This is a genomic window from Streptococcus sp. 11-4097 (assembly GCF_018215285.2).
GTDB lineage: Bacteria > Bacillota > Bacilli > Lactobacillales > Streptococcaceae > Streptococcus.
Window position 1 is genome coordinate 775,533 of record NZ_CP185262.1, and the last position, 18,421, is coordinate 793,953.

At 40.9% G+C, this 18,421-nt stretch carries 14 protein-coding genes; all 14 read left to right on the forward strand.

The features are described 5' to 3' along the window. Positions 1-326: 326 nt before the first annotated feature. The 14 genes from KB197_RS03925 to KB197_RS03990 all read left to right on the forward strand — a co-directional run bounded on the left by KB197_RS03925 (position 327) and on the right by KB197_RS03990 (position 18,392). The gene (locus KB197_RS03925; protein WP_212573976.1) at positions 327-536 is read left to right on the forward strand and encodes a helix-turn-helix transcriptional regulator; all 210 of its coding nucleotides are present in this window, start codon (positions 327-329) and stop codon (positions 534-536) included. Beyond that, the gene (locus KB197_RS03930; protein ID WP_212573977.1) at positions 526-1,014 is read left to right on the forward strand and encodes a DUF6773 family protein; all 489 of its coding nucleotides are present in this window, start codon (positions 526-528) and stop codon (positions 1,012-1,014) included. Before KB197_RS03925 ends, KB197_RS03930 begins: the two co-directional genes overlap by 11 nt. Positions 1,015-1,129: 115 nt before the next feature. Further along, positions 1,130-2,590: a nicotinate phosphoribosyltransferase gene (locus KB197_RS03935; RefSeq protein ID WP_212573978.1), complete on the forward strand. Its 1,461-nt coding sequence runs from the start codon at positions 1,130-1,132 to the stop codon at positions 2,588-2,590. Continuing rightward, a complete protein-coding gene (gene nadE / locus KB197_RS03940; protein WP_125386440.1) occupies positions 2,587-3,411 on the forward strand; it encodes an ammonia-dependent NAD(+) synthetase in 825 nt (274 codons plus the stop codon). Before KB197_RS03935 ends, nadE begins: the two co-directional genes overlap by 4 nt. Before the next feature lie 448 nt (positions 3,412-3,859). Beyond that, the gene (locus KB197_RS03945) at positions 3,860-4,408 is read left to right on the forward strand and encodes a GNAT family N-acetyltransferase (protein WP_212573979.1); all 549 of its coding nucleotides are present in this window, start codon (positions 3,860-3,862) and stop codon (positions 4,406-4,408) included. A 166-nt stretch (positions 4,409-4,574) separates the two neighbouring features. Next, positions 4,575-5,285 (forward strand): thiol-disulfide oxidoreductase-associated membrane protein CcdA2, encoded by a 711-nt coding sequence (ccdA2, locus tag KB197_RS03950; RefSeq protein WP_125386442.1) that lies wholly within the window; start codon positions 4,575-4,577, stop codon positions 5,283-5,285. A gap of 13 nt (positions 5,286-5,298) precedes the next feature. After that, positions 5,299-5,862: a redoxin family protein gene (locus tag KB197_RS03955; RefSeq protein WP_212573980.1), complete on the forward strand. Its 564-nt coding sequence runs from the start codon at positions 5,299-5,301 to the stop codon at positions 5,860-5,862. Between the two features lie 9 nt (positions 5,863-5,871). Then, positions 5,872-6,984: a peptide-methionine (R)-S-oxide reductase MsrB gene (gene msrB, locus KB197_RS03960; protein ID WP_212573981.1), complete on the forward strand. Its 1,113-nt coding sequence runs from the start codon at positions 5,872-5,874 to the stop codon at positions 6,982-6,984. A 70-nt stretch (positions 6,985-7,054) separates the two neighbouring features. Then, positions 7,055-7,792: a response regulator transcription factor gene (locus tag KB197_RS03965; protein ID WP_049539829.1), complete on the forward strand. Its 738-nt coding sequence runs from the start codon at positions 7,055-7,057 to the stop codon at positions 7,790-7,792. Next, positions 7,789-9,480, forward strand: a complete 1,692-nt coding sequence (locus KB197_RS03970; protein ID WP_212573982.1) for a sensor histidine kinase — start codon at positions 7,789-7,791, stop codon at positions 9,478-9,480. The genes KB197_RS03965 and KB197_RS03970 overlap by 4 nt, the downstream gene beginning before the upstream one ends. Positions 9,481-9,594: 114 nt before the next feature. Further along, positions 9,595-10,158 (forward strand): TIGR01440 family protein, encoded by a 564-nt coding sequence (locus tag KB197_RS03975; RefSeq protein ID WP_033686587.1) that lies wholly within the window; start codon positions 9,595-9,597, stop codon positions 10,156-10,158. Positions 10,159-10,160: 2 nt separating this feature from the next. Continuing rightward, a complete protein-coding gene (locus tag KB197_RS03980; RefSeq protein ID WP_212573983.1) occupies positions 10,161-15,992 on the forward strand; it encodes a ZmpA/ZmpB/ZmpC family metallo-endopeptidase in 5,832 nt (1,943 codons plus the stop codon). Positions 15,993-16,052: 60 nt separating this feature from the next. Next, positions 16,053-17,774, forward strand: coding sequence for an aminodeoxychorismate synthase component I (gene pabB, locus KB197_RS03985; protein ID WP_064276515.1), 1,722 nt, complete (start codon positions 16,053-16,055; stop codon positions 17,772-17,774). Continuing rightward, on the forward strand, positions 17,775-18,392 hold the full coding sequence (locus KB197_RS03990; protein WP_064276514.1) for an alpha/beta fold hydrolase: 618 nt from the start codon (positions 17,775-17,777) through the stop codon (positions 18,390-18,392). It abuts the gene before it with no gap. Positions 18,393-18,421 lie beyond the last annotated feature (29 nt).

The window sequence follows — 18,421 nt, forward strand, 5'->3', positions numbered from 1 at the left end:
ACATAAGTATGGAGGTGGACTAATGGATATGAGTAACTATCGATAAGTAGCAGTTATAATCTAGAAATTGTGTCTTTCTAGGTGATATTGAGGATAATGCAATCACACATTGGGAATCAAGGTCTATCAGGTTAAGAAAAGAAGTGATGTCATCGAAATTTTGAAATCCTATATTTAGACTCAGAACTCTCTATCTTTTTGTGGTCGAGAGTTTTTTTGTTAATAAAATTTTACAAAATGACATTTATATATTGCATTAAGTTAGATATATGATATAATGTTGTTAAAAAGAGGCGCAACTTTTTAAAACTATAAGGAGGACGCAGGTGGCTAAAAATTTAAAATTAAAATTAGCTCGTGTAGAGCTTGATTTAACTCAAGGTCAATTGGCAGAGGCTGTGGGGGTGACGCGCCAGACTATTGGTTTGATAGAAGCGGGGAAATACAATCCCAGTCTCTCGCTCTGCCAGTCCATTTGCAGATGTTTAGGGAAAACCCTAGACCAAGTATTTTGGGAGGAAGAAGATGGTAAATAAATTCATTCATTATCAATTACTTGACGAAAGAGAAGAACAACTAATCAATAAAGCTGGGGCAGAATCCTTTACCCTCTTCATTGGACTTGTGCTTCTAAGCTATTTGGTGGCTGTATTAGCTCCCTCTCTTTTTAATCCGAATTTTCTAGTCTATACTCTGATAGTAGGGATTTTGTTTTTTTTCAATCGTGCCCGTTATCTGGGAGTGACCTACTATAGTCGTTTTCATTTTACGATTTTAGGTTGTTTTTTCCTAAACTTGGCTATTACGGCTCTTTTGATGTTACAGAATTATCAATTCAACATAGAAATTTATCAGCACAATCCTTTGAATGTTAAATACCTGTCTGCTTGGGTCATTACTTATGTCATTTACCTTCCTTGGGTCTTTATCGGCAATCTCGGTCTGAAGAGCTATGGCGAATGGGCTCAGAAAAAATTTGAGCAAGATATGGATGAACTGGAGAGTGGTGAATAGCTTGTTACTCTTTTCTCAATCCAGCTAAAATGTGATATAATAGTACTAATTTATTGGAACACATGAAAGTTCTTGAAAATTTTCATGGGTTTCTAGTTAAGGAAGTAGGAAAAGTATGTATCCAGATGATAGTTTGACATTGCACACGGACTTGTACCAGATTAACATGATGCAGGTTTACTTTGACCAAGGGATTCACAATAAAAAGGCGGTCTTTGAGGTTTATTTCCGCCAGCAGCCTTTTAAGAATGGCTATGCGGTTTTTGCAGGTTTGGAAAGAATTGTGAGTTATCTTGAAAACCTGCGTTTTTCAGATAGTGATATTGCCTATTTGGAGTCGCTAGGCTATCATGGGGCATTCTTGGACTACCTCCGCAATTTCAAGTTGGAGTTGACCGTTCGTTCTGCCCAAGAAGGGGACTTGGTTTTTGCTAATGAACCGATTGTGCAGGTGGAAGGTCCTCTAGCCCAATGTCAATTGGTCGAAACGGCTCTTTTGAACATCGTCAACTACCAGACATTAGTGGCGACTAAGGCAGCTCGTATTCGCTCGGTTATTGAAGATGAACCCTTGATGGAGTTTGGGACACGTCGGGCTCAAGAAATGGATGCGGCTATCTGGGGAACACGCGCAGCGGTGATTGGTGGCGCCAATGGAACCAGCAACGTGCGCGCTGGTAAACTCTTTGACATTCCTGTCTTGGGGACTCATGCCCATGCCTTGGTGCAGGTTTATGGCAATGATTATGAGGCTTTCAAGGCTTATGCTGCGACCCACAAAAACTGTGTATTTCTTGTGGACACCTATGACACCCTTCGCATTGGGGTACCCGCTGCTATTCAGGTGGCTCGTGAGCTAGGTGACCAGATTAACTTTATGGGTGTGCGGATTGATTCTGGGGATATTGCCTACATTTCCAAGAAAGTTCGTCAGCAACTGGACGAGGCTGGATTTACAGAAGCCAAAATATATGCTTCTAATGATTTGGACGAAAATACTATCCTCAACCTCAAGATGCAAAAGGCCAAGATTGATGTCTGGGGCGTGGGTACAAAGCTGATTACAGCCTATGACCAGCCAGCTCTTGGGGCAGTTTACAAGATTGTTGCAATCGAAGATGAAAATGGGAACATGCGCAATACTATCAAGCTGTCTAATAATGCGGAAAAAGTCTCTACGCCAGGTAAGAAGCAGGTGTGGCGCATTACCAGTCGTGAAAAAGGTAAGTCAGAAGGTGATTACATTACCTATGATGGTGCGGATGTTGCTAGCATGACAGAAATCAAGATGTTCCACCCGACTTACACCTATATCAAAAAGACCGTTCGCAATTTTGATGCCGTTCCTCTCTTAGTGGATATCTTCAAAGACGGAAAATTGATATATAAACTGCCTAGCTTGACTGAGATTCAGGCTTATGCCCGTAAGGAATTTGACAAGCTTTGGGATGAGTACAAGCGCGTGCTCAATCCGCAGCATTATCCAGTGGATTTGGCGCGTGATGTATGGCAAGACAAGATGGACTTGATTGACAAAATGCGTAAGGAAGCCCTCGGTGAAGGAGAAGAAGAATGAGTTTGCAAGAAACGATTATCCAAGAACTGGGCGTGAAACCAGTGATTGATGCCCAGAAAGAAATCCGTCGTTCCATTGATTTCTTAAAAAGATTTCTGAAAAAACATCCCTTCCTAAAGACCTTTGTACTAGGGATTTCTGGAGGGCAGGACTCGACTTTGGCAGGTCGTTTGGCTCAACTAGCTATGGAAGAAATGCGAGCTGAAACTGGAGATGAAAATTATAAATTCATTGCAGTCCGCCTGCCTTATGGAGTACAAGCCGATGAAACAGATGCCCAAAAGGCTCTTGCTTTTATCCAGCCAGATATTAGCTTGGTGGTCAATATCAAGGAATCAGCTGATTCCATGACAGCTGCAGTTGAAGCGACAGGTAGTCCTGTTTCAGATTTCAACAAGGGCAATATCAAGGCTCGCTGCCGTATGATTGCTCAGTATGCCCTTGCGGGTGTCCATAGTGGAGCAGTAATTGGAACAGATCATGCTGCGGAAAATATCACAGGCTTTTTTACCAAGTTTGGTGACGGTGGTGCGGATATTCTCCCTCTTTACCGTCTCAATAAGCGTCAAGGAAAACAACTCTTGAAGGAACTTGGTGCAGACCCAGCCCTTTATGAAAAAATCCCCACAGCAGACCTAGAAGAAGATAAACCAGGTCTAGCTGATGAAGTAGCCCTCGGAGTCACTTATGAAGAGATTGACGACTACCTAGAAGGCAAAACAATCAGCCAAGAAGCCCAAGCGACCATTGAAAACTGGTGGCACAAAGGCCAACACAAACGCCACTTACCAATCACCGTCTTTGATGACTTTTGGGAGTAAAAAGGTCCGGGGGACCTTTTTAGCTTCTTGCCCTGAAACTCGAGAGCAAGAATAACCTCCAGTGGAGGTTTTCAGCCTCTCGCCTTGAAATAAGAAAGTGAGAGAAGGTCCGGGGGGCCTTTTTAGCCCGAGTCTAAAAATAGAAAAACGAGGAAGGTTCGGTAACTCACCGAGTTCGATTTTGTCGTCTCACCCCCGCAACGATGACTAGGTTTGAAAAAGCTTGCTAGAGCGTATTTCAAACCAGACAGCGACTGCGTCAAGGAACTAGATGAAAAACTTGTTTTTTAGTTGTTACTGAGTTTAGTCTTTTTACCCTGAGCATGGAAACAGGTAAGCGAAGAAGGTCCGAGAAACCTTTTTAGCTTATTACCTTGAAATTAAAAAGCAAAGTAAATCTAAATTGAGGTTGGGCAGAGAATCATTTATCAGAAAGCGAGGTAGCGTCATGAAAGCAATCGGTACGCAAATATTACACACAGATCGTTTAATCTTGCGAAGATTTGTGGAAAGTGATGCAGAAGCTATGTTTCAGAATTGGGCTTCATCTGATGAGAATCTAACCTACGTCACTTGGAATCCCCATCCTGATGTCGAGGTTACTCGGAACTCGATTCGAAAATGGGTTTCATCCTATGCTAATCTCAATTATTACAAATGGGCCATTTGTCTCAAAGAAAACCCAGAGCAGGTAATAGGAGATATCAGCATCGTTGCAATAGATGAGAACGATTCTTCTTGTGAAATTGGATATGTGCTAGGCAAGGCTTATTGGGGTCATGGTATGATGACAGAGGCCTTGAAAGCTGTCTTGGACTTTTGTTTTACTCAAGCAGGTTTTAAAAAGGTCAGAGCACGATATGCCAGTCTTAATCCAGCTTCAGGTCGTGTCATGGAGAAGGCTGGAATGTCCTATCTAAAAACCATTGTCGATGGTGTAGAGAGAAAAGGATATCTGGCGGACTTAATTTATTATCAGATAAGTAGGGAAGAGTAGTGAATTTTCTTTTCTGTTTCTATCAAAGTCAGACTGTGTCTGGCTTTTTTTGCAATATTTTTTACATAACCTGATTAAATTCCTATTTTACCCTATCATTGTCCCTATTTTTTCTTGATTTTTGGAGCTATAATAGTCCTATCAAATCAAAGAATGGAGGAAGGCAATGGATACTATTATCTTTTTTATCAGTGTTTTTCTTGCTGGAATTCTTTCCTTCTTTTCTCCTTGTATTTTACCCTTGTTACCGGTCTATGCAGGGGTCTTGTTGGATGACAAAGATGGTGCTCAGGCTTCTAGTGGCAAATTTTCAATCTCACTTATTAGTTTATTGAGAACTTTGGCTTTTATAGCGGGGATTTCTTTTATCTTTATCTTACTGGGATATGGTGCTGGTTTTTTAGGAGACCTTTTGTATGCCTCTTGGTTTCAGTATGTGACGGGTGCGGTTATCATTCTCTTGGGATTACACCAGATGGAAGTCTTACATTTTCAGGGGCTCTACAAGGAAAGAAGGCTACAATTAAAGAGACAGGAGCAAAAGGGGAACGGTTATAGTCAGGCATTTTTACTAGGGTTGACCTTTAGCTTTGCTTGGACGCCTTGTGTGGGACCGGTTCTGGGCTCTGTTTTAGCCTTGGCGGCTTCAGGTGGCTCAGGTGCTTGGCAGGGGGCTGCTCTCATGTTGGTTTACACGCTGGGTTTGGCACTACCATTTTTGGTTCTAGCTCTAGCCTCCAGCTATGTTTTGAAACATTTCCGAAAACTTCATCCCTACCTTGGAACTCTCAAAAAAGTAGGTGGCTTCCTCATTATCGTGATGGGAATTTTGGTTCTTTTGGGAAATGCTTCCATTTTGACTACATTATTTGAATAGAGAGGAAAAAGAAATGAAAAAATGGCAAACATGTCTCCTTGGAGTCGGCTCAATCTGTTGCTTGGCAGCCTGTTCGACTAAAAATATGTCAGATGAATCTACTATGAAGGAGCAAACAAAAACAGAACAAGTCAGTTCACAAACTGCGACTAAAGGTCAGGCGGTTGCTGATTTTGAACTGACAGGAGTAGATGGCAAGACCTACCGCTTGTCTGATTACAAGGGCAAGAAAGTCTATCTCAAATTCTGGGCTTCTTGGTGTTCTATCTGTCTAGCCAGTCTTCCAGATACCGATGAAATTGCTAAGGATGCTGGTGATGACTATGTGGTCTTGACAGTGGTGTCTCCTGGACACAAGGGGGAACAAGCTGAAGCAGACTTTAAGAACTGGTACAAGGGCTTGGATTATAAAAATTTCCCAGTTCTAATGGACCCGTCAGGCAAACTTTTGGAAAGTTATGGTGTTCGTTCTTACCCAACTCAAGCCTTTATAGACAAGGAAGGTAAGCTAGTCAAAACGCAACCTGGTTTTATGGATAAGGATATGATTTTAAAAACATTGAAAGAAATGGGGTAGAGAAAGGCCATGAATGATAAAGTAAAATTGTTTGTTTTGGCAGGAATCTTTTTCCTAGCCATAAGCGGTTTCTATTTTCTATTGATGCGAAATGCAGGGCAGACAGATAGCTCGCAAATTGAGAAAGCATCAGTTAGCCAAGGAGGAAAAACAGTGAAAAAAACAGAAATTAGTAAAGATGCAGACTTGCATGAAATTTATCTAGCTGGAGGATGTTTCTGGGGAGTGGAGGAATACTTCTCACGCGTTCCCGGAGTAACGGATGCTGTTTCAGGCTATGCAAATGGTAGAGGGGAAACAACCAAGTACGAATTGATTAACCAAACAGGTCATGCGGAGACTGTTCATGTCACCTATGATGCCAAGCAAATTTCCCTCAAGGAAATCCTGCTTCATTATTTCCGCATTATCAATCCAACCAGCAAAAATAAACAAGGAAATGATGTGGGAACCCAGTACCGTACTGGTGTTTATTACACAGATGACAAGGATTTAGAGGTAATCAACCAAGTCTTTGATGAGGTGGCTAATAAATACGACCAACCTCTAGCAGTTGAAAAGGAAACCTTGAAGAATTTTGTAGTGGCAGAGGATTACCACCAAGACTACCTCAAGAAAAATCCAAATGGCTACTGCCATATCAATGTCAATCAGGCAGCCTATCCCGTCATCGATGCCAGCAAATACCCCAAACCAAGCGATGAAGAATTGAAAAAGACCTTGTCACCTGAGGAGTATGCAATTACTCAGAAAAATCAAACAGAACGGGCTTTCTCAAACCGCTACTGGGATAAATTTGAATCTGGTATCTATGTGGATGTGGCAACTGGCGAACCCCTCTTTTCATCAAAGGACAAGTTTGAGTCTGGTTGTGGTTGGCCTAGTTTTACCCAACCCATCAGTCCAGATGTTGCCACCTACAAGGAAGATAAGTCTTACAATATGACGCGCATGGAAGTGCGGAGCCGAGTGGGAGATTCTCACCTTGGCCATGTCTTTACAGATGGACCAGAGGACAAGGGTGGCTTGCGCTACTGTATCAATAGTCTTTCCATCCGCTTTATTTCCAAAGACCAAATGGAAGAAAAAGGCTACGCTTATTTACTAGATTATGTTGATTAAGAGGGCTTTCCTAAGCAGTTAGAGGAGAATTTTGCTATACTGATACTAGTAAGTGACAAAGGAGAGAAGCATGACCTATACAATCTTAATCGTAGAAGATGAATATCTGGTAAGACAAGGCTTGACCAAGCTGGTCAATGTAGCAGCCTACGATATGGAAATCATCGGTCAGGCTGAAAATGGAAGGCAGGCTTGGGACTTAATCCAAAAACAGGTGCCAGATATCATTCTAACCGATATCAACATGCCTCAGCTAAATGGCATCCAGTTAGCCAGTCTGGTCCGAGAAACCTATCCTCAGGTGCATTTGGTCTTTTTAACAGGTTACGATGATTTTGATTATGCTTTGTCTGCTGTCAAACTAGGTGTGGACGATTACCTGCTCAAGCCCTTTTCTCGTCAGGATATTGAGGAAATGTTGGGGAAAATCAAGCAAAAGTTGGATAAGGAAGAAAAGGAAGAGCAATTACAAGATTTATTGACCGATAAGTTTGAGGGAAATATGGCCCAGAAAATCCAGTCCCATCTGGCTGATAGCCAGTTTAGTTTAAAGTCTTTGGCCAGTGACTTGGGCTTTAGTCCGACTTATCTGAGTTCTTTGATTAAGAAAGAGTTGGGACTACCTTTTCAGGATTACCTGGTGAGAGAACGTGTCAAACAAGCCAAGCTCTTGCTTTTAACTACAGATCTGAAGATTTATGAGATCGCAGAGAAAGTTGGTTTTGAAGATATGAACTACTTTACCCAACGTTTTAAACAGATTGCAGGTGTGACACCTCGTCAGTTTAAGAAGGGAGAAGGCCGATGAAGCGTTCTTCTCTCCTAGTCAGAATGGTTATTTCCATCTTTCTGGTCTTTCTCATTCTCCTAGCTCTGGTCGGGACTTTCTACTATCAATCTAGTTCATCAGCCATTGAGGCTACTATTGAGGGCAATAGCCAAACGACTATCAGTCAGACTAGCCACTTTATTCAGTCTTATATCAAAAAATTAGAAACCACCTCTACCAGTTTGACCCAGCAGACGGATGTCCTAGCCTATGCTGAGAATCCCAGTCAAGACAAGGTCAAGGGAATTCGAGATCTATTTTTGACTATCTTGAAGGCAGACAAGGACTTGAAAACTGTTGTGCTGGTGACTAAATCCGGTCAGGTCATTTCTACGGATGATAGTGTGCAGATGAAAACCTCCTCTGATATGATGGCTGAGGATTGGTACCAAAAGGCTATTCATCAGGGAGCCATGCCAGTTTTGACCCCAGCTCGTAAATCAGATAGTCAGTGGGTCATTTCTGTCACTCAAGAACTTCTTGATGCAAAGGGAGCTAATCTGGGCGTGCTTCGTTTGGATATTTCTTATGAAACTCTGGAAGCCTATCTAAATCAACTCCAGTTGGGGCAGCAGGGCTTTGCCTTTATCATCAATGAAAACCATGAATTTGTTTACCATCCTCAACACACAGTCTATAGCTCAGCTAGCGAGATGGAAGCCATGAAACCCTATATTGAGACAGGGCAGGGCTATACTCCAGATCACAAATCCTACGTCAGTCAGGAAAAGATTGCAGGAACTGATTGGACGGTGCTTGGTGTGTCTTCGTTAGAGAAGTTAGACCAGGTTCGGAGTCAACTAATGTGGACCTTGCTTGGAGCTAGTGTCACATCACTTCTTGCCTGTCTCTGTTTGGTGTGGCTTACTCTTAAACGCTGGATTGCCCCTTTGAAGGATTTGAGAGAAACCATGCTGGAGATTGCTTCTGGTTCTCAAAATCTTCGTGCCAAGGAAACTGGTGCCTATGAACTGAGAGAGGTGACTCGCCAGTTCAATGCCATGTTGGATCAGATTGATCAGTTGATGATGGATATTCGTAGCCAGGAGGAAACGACCCGTCAGTATCAACTTCAAGCCCTATCAAGCCAGATTAATCCGCATTTCCTCTATAATACCTTAGACACTATCATCTGGATGGCTGAATTTCAGGACAGTCAGCGAGTGGTTCAGGTGACCAAGTCTTTGGCAACCTATTTCCGCTTGGCGCTCAATCAGGGTAAAGATTTGATTTGCCTGTCTGACGAAATCAATCATGTCCGCCAGTATCTCTTTATCCAGAAACAACGCTATGGAGATAAGCTGGAATATGAGATTGCTGAAAATCCTGACTTTGATCAGCTAGTTTTGCCCAAGCTGGTCCTACAACCCTTGGTAGAAAATGCCCTTTACCATGGCATTAAAGAAAAAGAAGGTCAGGGCCATATTAAAGTTTCTGTTCAGAAACAGGATTCAGGACTAGTCATCCGCATTGAGGATGATGGGGTTGGTTTCCAAGATGCTAGCGATAGTAGTCAAAGTCAACTCAAACGTGGGGGAGTTGGCCTTCAAAATGTTGACCAGCGGCTTAAACTTCATTTTGGAGAAGATTACCAGATGAAGATCGTTTCTGCCCCTTTAAAAGGAACGAAGGTTGAAATATACATAAATAGAATAGAAACTAGTTAACTCCCAGTAAATTCTGGGAGTTTTATGCGTAATTGGGCAAGCTTTCTAGGTTGTCTATCTTGCTAAAACGTAGAAAAAACGATATGATAGATAATGACAAAAGAGGTATCAAGTATGAAGGAAAAAGACATTCAAAGAGAAACAAGCCAGATTGTAAAAGATGTATTAGAAAAGGCCAATTTGAAGCAAGGATCTATCTTTGTTTTGGGCCTTTCTTCTAGTGAAGTGATAGGTGGTCAGATTGGCAAGGAATCCAGCCAAGAAATTGGGGAAATTATTGTGAAGACCATCTTGGATATCCTAGAGGAAAAAGGAATTCATCTAGCTGTTCAAGGTTGTGAACATGTCAATCGGGCCCTCGTCGTTGAACGTCAGTTGGCAGAGCAGTTTGGTCTGGAAATCGTCAGTGTCCTTCCTACTCTCCATGCAGGAGGTTCAGGTCAGTTGGCAGCCTTCAAGTTTATGCAAGATCCAGTTGAGGTTGAATTTATCAAGGCTCATGCTGGATTGGATATCGGAGACACTGCAATTGGTATGCATGTCAAGCATGTTCAGGTTCCGATTCGCCCTCTTTTGAGAGAAATTGGGCATGCCCATGTAACGGCTCTTGCTAGCCGTCCAAAATTAATTGGAGGTGCGCGTGCGCATTATCCACAAGATTCTATCAGAAAGTCATGAGAATGAGAAAAACAAAACAACAACTAGAAAAAATCACTAAATATTCCATTCGTAAGCTAACTGTTGGGGTAGGTCCTGTAGCCATTGGGGCCTTCCTTTTTGGTGCTAGTACCCTTTCAGTAGATAAGGTTCAAGCCAATGAAGTCGGCGGTGCTCATAGCGTTCATTACCGTTATTTGGCGGAGCAGGAATTGACCGAGTCTGAAAAAGCCCTGATTCACCATGAAGTTCCTACAGAATTTCAAGATGAGGATATTCTTTATGTAGTTTATCGCAAGAAGGCAACTACCAGTCAACAACTTCCTTATACAGGAAGTAAGGAACTAGCTTTGGCAGGTCTTGGCTTGGCAACGGCTTCTCTAGCAGTCTTTTTGGTGTCCAAAAAAGGTCGTAGAGAAGTTCTAGGTGTTCTCTTGATTGGTTCTCTAGGAGCTAGCACTTTTGTACCTTATGGAACATTTGCGTTTGAAAATAAAGAATTGCTTTCTTATAATCAAACTATTTCGGCCTCTACACATGAAGGTTTGGCTGAAGGGATTATCCACATTGATGGCTATGAATACATTGGATACTTCAAGGAAGCAGAACTCCATCCATCAAGACCAGCCTCAGCTGAGAAGCCTCAGTTGTCAGTAGAAAAGCAAAGTGCAAATGAAATCGAGAAGACAGAAGTAGTTCAAGAAAAACCAGTTTCTGAGAAGCCTCAAACTAGACAGGAAGAGAGCTTGGTAGAGATTCCGTTTGAAACAGTCACAAGCCCAGATGCGAATCTAGCAGAAGGACAGACTCGTATCGTCACAGCCGGAGTAAATGGTCAGCGCCGCCTTGTAACCAAAGTATCAATGGTTAATGGTCAAGAAGTTAGAGAAGTTATCGAAGACCAAGTGGTTCAAAATCCTGTGTCACAAGTGATTGCAGTCGGAACGAAGAAAGAGGTGCAACCTGCTCCAACTCCAACTCCACAAGCTGAACCAACTCATCAAGTAGCTAAAGGGACGCAAGAGGAAGGTAAAACTGGCCAAGCCTTAACACAACCTGAATTGCCAGAGGCTCCAGTAGAAGCAAAAGGGACTCAAGAACCAGGTAAAGAGGGCCAAGCTCTAACGCAACCAACCTTACCAGAGGCTCCAGTTGAAGCAAAAGGTACCCAAGAGGGAGGAAAAGAAGGTCAAGCTCTAACACAACCAGAACTTCCAGAGGCTCCAGTTGAAGCAAAAGGTACACAAGAGGATGGTAAAACTGGTCAAGCCCTTGTACAAGATCAGTTACCTGAGTACAAAGTAACTGAGGGAACCCTTGTTGAAACATCGACTACAGACTTAGACTACAAAACTGAGACGATTGAGGACCCAACTAAGTATACGGACGAAGAAACTGTCCTACGAAATGGTGAAAAAGGTAGCCAAGTTACTAAAACAACTTATAAAACAGTAGAAGGTGTTAAAACGGACCAAGTTCTTTCAACTAGCACAGAAGTTACCAAGGAACCTGTAAACCAACAGGTAAGTCGTGGAACAAAACCAATTGAAGGAACTCTGGTAGAAGAAAGTCTTGAAAAGATTCCATTTAAGGAAGTTATTAAAGAAGATGACCAACTGAAAAAGGGTGAAAGAGTTACTGTCCAAGAAGGAAAAGATGGGCAGAAAAAAGTTACCAAGACTTACAAAACTATCAAAGGTTTAAAAACTGAAGAAGCACCTAAAATTGTGGAACAGGTTCTGGAGTTAGACCAAGATCGTATCGTCAAATTAGGAACTAAAAACTTTGAAAAACCAATCTTAAGTTTGTCACTTGTTGATGTTAATGATTTGAAACGATCATCTCAAATTCGTTATAATTTGGAAAATCCAAGTAAGGCAGCCATTAAATCTATCACCCTAACTCTGAAAAAAGGTGACGAGATTGTGAAAACCTTGAATGTTTCACCAGACGACCTGACAACTACCTTGACGGATTTGCAGTACTACAAGGATTATAAACTTGAAACTAAGATGGTTTATGACCGTGGTGAGGGTGATGAGGAAGAAGTTCTGAAAGAAGAACCGCTAAGAATTGACCTCAAAAAAGTTGAAATCAAAAACATCAAAGAAACAAGCTTGATGAGTGTGGATGCTGACGGTAATGAAACAGATACTAGTTTGCTGACAGAAAAACCAGCTGATGTTGCTCCGCTTTATTTACGAGTGACCACTCATGATAACAAAATAACAAGACTTGCTGTTGACAAGATTGAAGAAGTAGAAAAAGATGGAAAAACTTTATATAAAGTCACTGCCAAAGCACCAGATTTGATTCAACGTAATGCGGATAACACACTTAGCGAAGAGTATGTTCATTATTTTGAAAAACAAAAAGCACATGAAGGTGATGTATATTATAGCTTTGATGACCTTGTAAAAGCAATGCAAAAAGATCCTACTGGTACATTTAAACTTGGTAGCAATATTAATGCTACGAACGTTAAACCAGCAGGGAAATCCTATGTTACCAATGCTTTCAAAGGTACATTAACAAGTACTGATGGTAATAAATTTACCATTAGCAATATGAACAGACCTTTATTCGGTGATATTGTCGGTGGTACGGTAAAAGATTTACTTCTTGAAAATGTAAATATTGACATGCCAGGGACTGATAGAATTGCACCGATAGCAAATGTTATCAAAAATAATGCCACTGTAGAAAACATTAAAGTAACAGGTAACGTTGTTGGTAATAATGATGTATCTGGGGTTATCAATAAAATTGATGGCAGTGGTACAGTTCGTAATGTTGCATTTATCGGTAAAGTACACGCTGCTGGAAATCGAGGTGGTTACTTAACAGGTATCGTAGGTGAAAACTGGAAGGGTGTTGTAGAAAAAGCTTATGTTGATGCTGAAATCACAGGTAACAAAGCTAAGGCAGCCGGAATTGTATATTCATCTCAAAACGGTGGTAATAATAATACTTTAGGTAAAGAAGGTACTCTTCGAAACTCTGTAGCAAAAGGCTCTATTGAACTCAAAGAAGCAGTTATGTCTGGTGGATTGCTAGGGACTAACTGGGCACTAGGTGCTATAGAAGACAACATCACTATGATGAAAGTTAAGACTGGTGAAATGGTCTTTGGTCACTCTGATATTGATGCTGATGATTACTTTACATACTCTAGAACGAAGCGCAACTTCAGTGTTGAGGGGGTAAGTGAAGGTAAAACAACTTATAATAATTCTAAAAAAATTCCTAGCATAACTAAAGAAAAAGCTGATGAATTAATCGCTAAAATGGGAATCACTGCTGATAAATTTGAAAGCACACTTCCTGTTGAAGACAAACTGAACAATATTGTAAGTAAAGCTGATCAATACAAAAATATCGATGACTACGATGCATCTCGTGAGCTTGCTTACCGAAACATCGAAAAACTTCAACCATTCTATAACAAAGAGTGGATTGTTAACCAAGGGAACAAGATTCCAGCTGGGTCAAACTTATTAACGAAAGAAGTCTTGTCTGTTACTGCTATGAAAGGCAATGCCTTTGTCACAGACCTTACAGATGCTGACCACATTTTTGTCCACTACGCAGATAAGACAAAAGACATCTTTACAATTTCACCGAAAGAATCTAAAGTTCAACAAGTGAAAGAATACAGTGTCGCTGAGCTTGGTGAAGTCGTTTATACACCAAATATGGTTGTTAAAGATCGTGCAGATTTAATCAGTGCTATCGAAAGCAAGTTAAGTCCAGTTGAATTGCAATCTGATCCGATTTACCAACACTTGGGTAGAACTGGTGGCAACAAAGTCAATGCAATTAAGGACTTGTACCTAGAAGAAAGCTTCAAGTACGTTAAAGATAATCTTACTCAATTCGTTACGAAGTTAGTTGAAAATGAAGATCACCAGCTTAACACAGATGAAGCTGCAAAACGTGCTTTGATTAAGAAAATCGATGACAATAAGGCCGCAGTTCTTCTTGGTTTGTCTTATCTCAACCGATACTACGGAGTTAAATTCGATGACTTTAATATTAAAGAATTAATGCTATTCAAACCGGACTTCTATGGTAAGAATGTTGGTGTGTTAGACTTCTTGATTAAGGTTGGTTCTAAAGAAAGTAACATTAAAGGTGATAGAACTTTAGAAGCTTATCGCGAAACTATCGGTGGAACTATCGGTATAGGCGAGTTAAACAGTTTCTTAGACTATAATATGCGTCTATTCACAAGTGACACAGACTTAAACGATTGGTTCATAAAAGCTACTAAAGATAATGTATATATCGTTGAACCGAAAACAACAACTCCTGAATTTGCTGATAAGAAACACAGAGCCTACGAGGGATTAAACAACGACATGCACGGTAAGATGATTCTACCTCTTCTGAATTTAAAAGATGCACATATGTTCTTAATCTCAACATATAATACTATGGCTTACAGTTCCTTTGAAAAATACGGTAAGAATACTGCAGAAGAACGCGAAGCATTCAAAGCTGAAATCAATAAAGTCGCTAAAGGTCAACAAAATTACCTAGACTTCTGGTCTCGCTTATCATTAGATAAAGTTCGTAATCAACTGCTTAAGAGCGACAACATGGTACCAACTCCTGTGTTAGATAACCAAAACTATAAAGGCATCAGCACAGATAAATACGGACATACAAGCAGTGGTAAGGATGTAGCACCTATCCGTGAATTATACGGACCAACAGGTCGTTATCATGCTACTGACTGGCGTATGGGAGCTGTAGCTCGTATTTACGGTAACCCTTATAAGGATGATTCAGTCTTCTTCATGGTTACTGATATGATTAGTGACTTTGGTATCTCAGCCTTCACTCACGAAACAACTCACGTAAATGACCGTATGGTTTACTTAGGTGGTTCAAGACACCGTGAAGGTACTGACCTAGAAGCATTTGCACAAGGTATGTTACAATCACCTGCTGAAACAAGTCCAAACAGCGATTTTAAAGCACTAGGATTGAACATGGCCTACGAACGTCCAAACGATGGAAACCAATGGTACAACACTAATCCAAATGACCTTACTTCTCGCGCTGAAATCGATCATTACATGAAAGGTTTCAATGATACCCTTATGCTTCTTGATTATCTTGAAGGAGAAGCTGTAATTGATAAAGGCAGTAAAGAACTAAACAACGCTTGGTTCAAGAAAGTAGATAAGAAACTTCGTGGAGCTAATACGAAGAACCAATACGACAACGTTAGAGATTTAAATGCAGAAGAAAAAGAATATAATTTAACATCTGTTAACGACTTAGTAGAGAAAAACTTTATGACCAAACACGGTCCTGGTAATGGTCAGTATGATCCAACTGGATTTGGCTCTGCCTATGTAACTGTGCCTATCACTGCTGGTATCTATGGTGGTAACACAAGTGAAGGAGCACCAGGAGCAATGTCATTCAAACATAACACCTTCCGTATGTGGGGTTACTTTGGATATGAAAAAGGATTCCTAAATTATGCTTCTAACATGCTGAAAAATGAGTCTAAACAAGCAGGTCATGCTACTCTAGGTGATGACTTTATCATTAAGAAAGTTTCTGATGGTAAATTTAGTAGTCTAGAAGATTGGAAGAAAGAATACTTCAAAGAAGTTGTTGATAAAGCAAAAGCAGGATTTAACCCTGTTACAATTGACGGTACTACATACAGTAGTTACGAAGACTTGAAGAATGCATTTGCTGCTGCCGTTGATAAAGATAAAGCAACTCTTAAAAATGGATCAGTTAAATTTGATAATACTGTATCACTTAAAGAGAAATTATTCAAAAAACTTCTTCAACAAACAAACAGCTTTAAAACTTCAATCTTTAAATAATCGAAATCTCTCATCTGCTTTGCGGATGAGGGTTTTCTTATTTTATGCTATACTTGAAATATGCATAGAAAAACAGTGATTGATTTTAGGGCTTTGGGAGAGAGATACATCTTTACCCAGCCGATTAAAGAGTTAAAAACGAGAGATGTAGCAGAAGTGGCAGATTTGCTGGCACAAGCGGAAAGCTACCAAGAGCAAGGATATTATGTGGTGGGCTATGTCAGCTACGAGGCTGCACCTGCTTTTGAGGAGAAATTAGCAGTTCATAAAGATCCTTTACTGGCAGAGTATCTGCTATATTTTACCGTTCATGATAGCGTAGAAACTTCCCCTATTCCTCTGGCTTATGATGAGGTTGATTTGCCTTCAAATTGGCAGGAAGTAACGTCTGCAGAGGACTATGAAAAGGCCATTGCACAGATACATCATCATTTGCGGCAGGGAGATACGTATCAGGTCAACTATACCGTCCAACTCAAGCAAGATTTAAGTGCTAATTCTTTTGCTATCTACAATCGTATGGTGGTAGAGCAGGAGGCGGGCTACAATGCCTATGTTGAACATGACGAGACGGCAGTGATTTCCATGAGTCCAGAGCTCTTTTTTGAGCAGAATGGCCGCGAGTTGACAACGCGACCAATGAAGGGAACAACTCAGCGTGGCGTGACCGACCAAGAAGACTTGGGGCAGGCCAGTTGGTTGGAGCAGGATCCTAAAAATCGCTCTGAAAATATGATGATTGTGGACCTCTTGAGAAATGATATGAACCGTATTTCTGAAGTGGGAAGTGAGCATGTGGAGCGTTTGTGTCAAGTGGAACAGTATTCAACTGTTTGGCAGATGACTTCGACCATCAAGAGTCGGTTGCGAGAGGAAATTGACCTTGTTGAAATTTTCCGCTCACTCTTTCCTTGCGGATCTATAACGGGCGCACCCAAAATTGCAACTATGGAAATCATTAAGGACTTGGAGCCACGACCGCGTGGAGTCTACTGTGGAACGATTGGTCTCTTGCTTCCAAATGGACGACGGATTTTCAATGTTGCTATCCGGACTATTCAACTGCATCAAGGGAGAGCCATCTATGGAGTTGGCGGAGGTATTACATGGGATAGCACCTGGGAGTCTGAATACCGCGAGGTTCATCAAAAGGCAGCTGTTCTCTATCGTAAACAAGCTCGTTTCAAACTGATTACTACAGGGAAAATCAGCCATAAGAATTTGCTGTTTGAAGAACAACATCTGGAAAGACTGAGAAAAGCTAGTCGTTATTTTGCTTATCCTTTTGATCCAGAAGAACTGAAACAAAAGATAGAGGAAGAGTGTCAGGCTTGTGATGCTAATCAAGATTACCGCTTGAGAATTAGCCTTAGTAAATCTGGAGAGATAGAAGTCAATCGTCAAGTATTAACACCTCTTAGTCCAATTTTTTGTCAGGCCAAACTTTGTCTGCAGGAAGCCAATTTGAAACAAGCCTTTACCTACTTCAAAACGACTCACCGACCGCATTTGAACCTAGGGGAACAAGAGAAGGTTTACCATAATAAGTCTGGAGAGCTACTTGAAACCTCTATCGGAAATTTGGTTCTGAAAATCACTGGAAAACTCTATACACCGCCTATCCGACTGGGAATCTTGCCAGGAATTTATCGTCAGCATTTGCTGGAAAGAGGACAGGTAGAAGAGAAAGTCTTGACCTTGGCAGATTTAGCCCAAGCAGAAGCTATTTACATCTGTAATGCAGTGAGAGGCTTGTATGAATTAAGCCTAGAGGAGAACTAGATGAAACTGGTATTTTTACACGGTTTAGGGCAGTCAGCAGAGAGTTGGAAAGAAGTTCGAAATCTACTGACAGATTATCCTTCTGAGGCTATCGAGTTATTTCCTTTTGGAGTTATCAACTATCAACAAGCCAAGGAGCGAGTTTATCAGCATCTAGCTCAAGAGACAGAACCTTTTATTTTGATTGGATTGTCCTTAGGTGCTGCCCTGGCACTAGAACTTTCCAGTTACGATTTACCAAATCTCCGAGCTTTGATTCTATCAGGATGCCCGCTTAAATTGTCCGGTAATATCCTATTTTATCTTCAGTTGCTGATATTTAAATTACTTCCCAAAAGAGTATTTGAAAAACAGGGAGCAGACAAGGCTCTTATGGTCGGAGTTTCTGAGGAGTTGAAGACACTTGATTTAACTGATATATCAAGGACTTGCCCCTATCCAACCTTACTAATTTGTGGTAGCAAAGATAAACCGAATCTTAGTTCTATGAGAAGTCTTCATAAACTAATATCAGAATCTCAATTTCAGATTATACCAGATGGACCTCATGTCTTGAATAAGGCTAAACCAAAGGAGTTTGTAGAAAAGACCAGAAGTTTCCTTGAATTGCTGAAATAAGTTTGATAAAATAATATTGAAATCGATAT

Excerpts from the sequence above, each read along its gene's own strand:
- KB197_RS03930 (WP_212573977.1), top strand. The coding sequence starts at position 526 with ATGGTAAATAAATTCATTCATTATCAATTACTTGACGAAAGAGAAGAA.
- KB197_RS03935 (WP_212573978.1), top strand. The coding sequence starts at position 1,130 with ATGTATCCAGATGATAGTTTGACATTGCACACGGACTTGTACCAGATT.
- nadE (WP_125386440.1), top strand. The coding sequence starts at position 2,587 with ATGAGTTTGCAAGAAACGATTATCCAAGAACTGGGCGTGAAACCAGTG.
- KB197_RS03945 (WP_212573979.1), top strand. The coding sequence starts at position 3,860 with ATGAAAGCAATCGGTACGCAAATATTACACACAGATCGTTTAATCTTG.
- ccdA2 (WP_125386442.1), top strand. The coding sequence starts at position 4,575 with ATGGATACTATTATCTTTTTTATCAGTGTTTTTCTTGCTGGAATTCTT.
- KB197_RS03955 (WP_212573980.1), top strand. The coding sequence starts at position 5,299 with ATGAAAAAATGGCAAACATGTCTCCTTGGAGTCGGCTCAATCTGTTGC.
- msrB (WP_212573981.1), top strand. The coding sequence starts at position 5,872 with ATGAATGATAAAGTAAAATTGTTTGTTTTGGCAGGAATCTTTTTCCTA.
- KB197_RS03965 (WP_049539829.1), top strand. The coding sequence starts at position 7,055 with ATGACCTATACAATCTTAATCGTAGAAGATGAATATCTGGTAAGACAA.
- KB197_RS03970 (WP_212573982.1), top strand. The coding sequence starts at position 7,789 with ATGAAGCGTTCTTCTCTCCTAGTCAGAATGGTTATTTCCATCTTTCTG.
- KB197_RS03975 (WP_033686587.1), top strand. The coding sequence starts at position 9,595 with ATGAAGGAAAAAGACATTCAAAGAGAAACAAGCCAGATTGTAAAAGAT.
- KB197_RS03980 (WP_212573983.1), top strand. The coding sequence starts at position 10,161 with ATGAGAAAAACAAAACAACAACTAGAAAAAATCACTAAATATTCCATT.
- pabB (WP_064276515.1), top strand. The coding sequence starts at position 16,053 with ATGCATAGAAAAACAGTGATTGATTTTAGGGCTTTGGGAGAGAGATAC.
- KB197_RS03990 (WP_064276514.1), top strand. The coding sequence starts at position 17,775 with ATGAAACTGGTATTTTTACACGGTTTAGGGCAGTCAGCAGAGAGTTGG.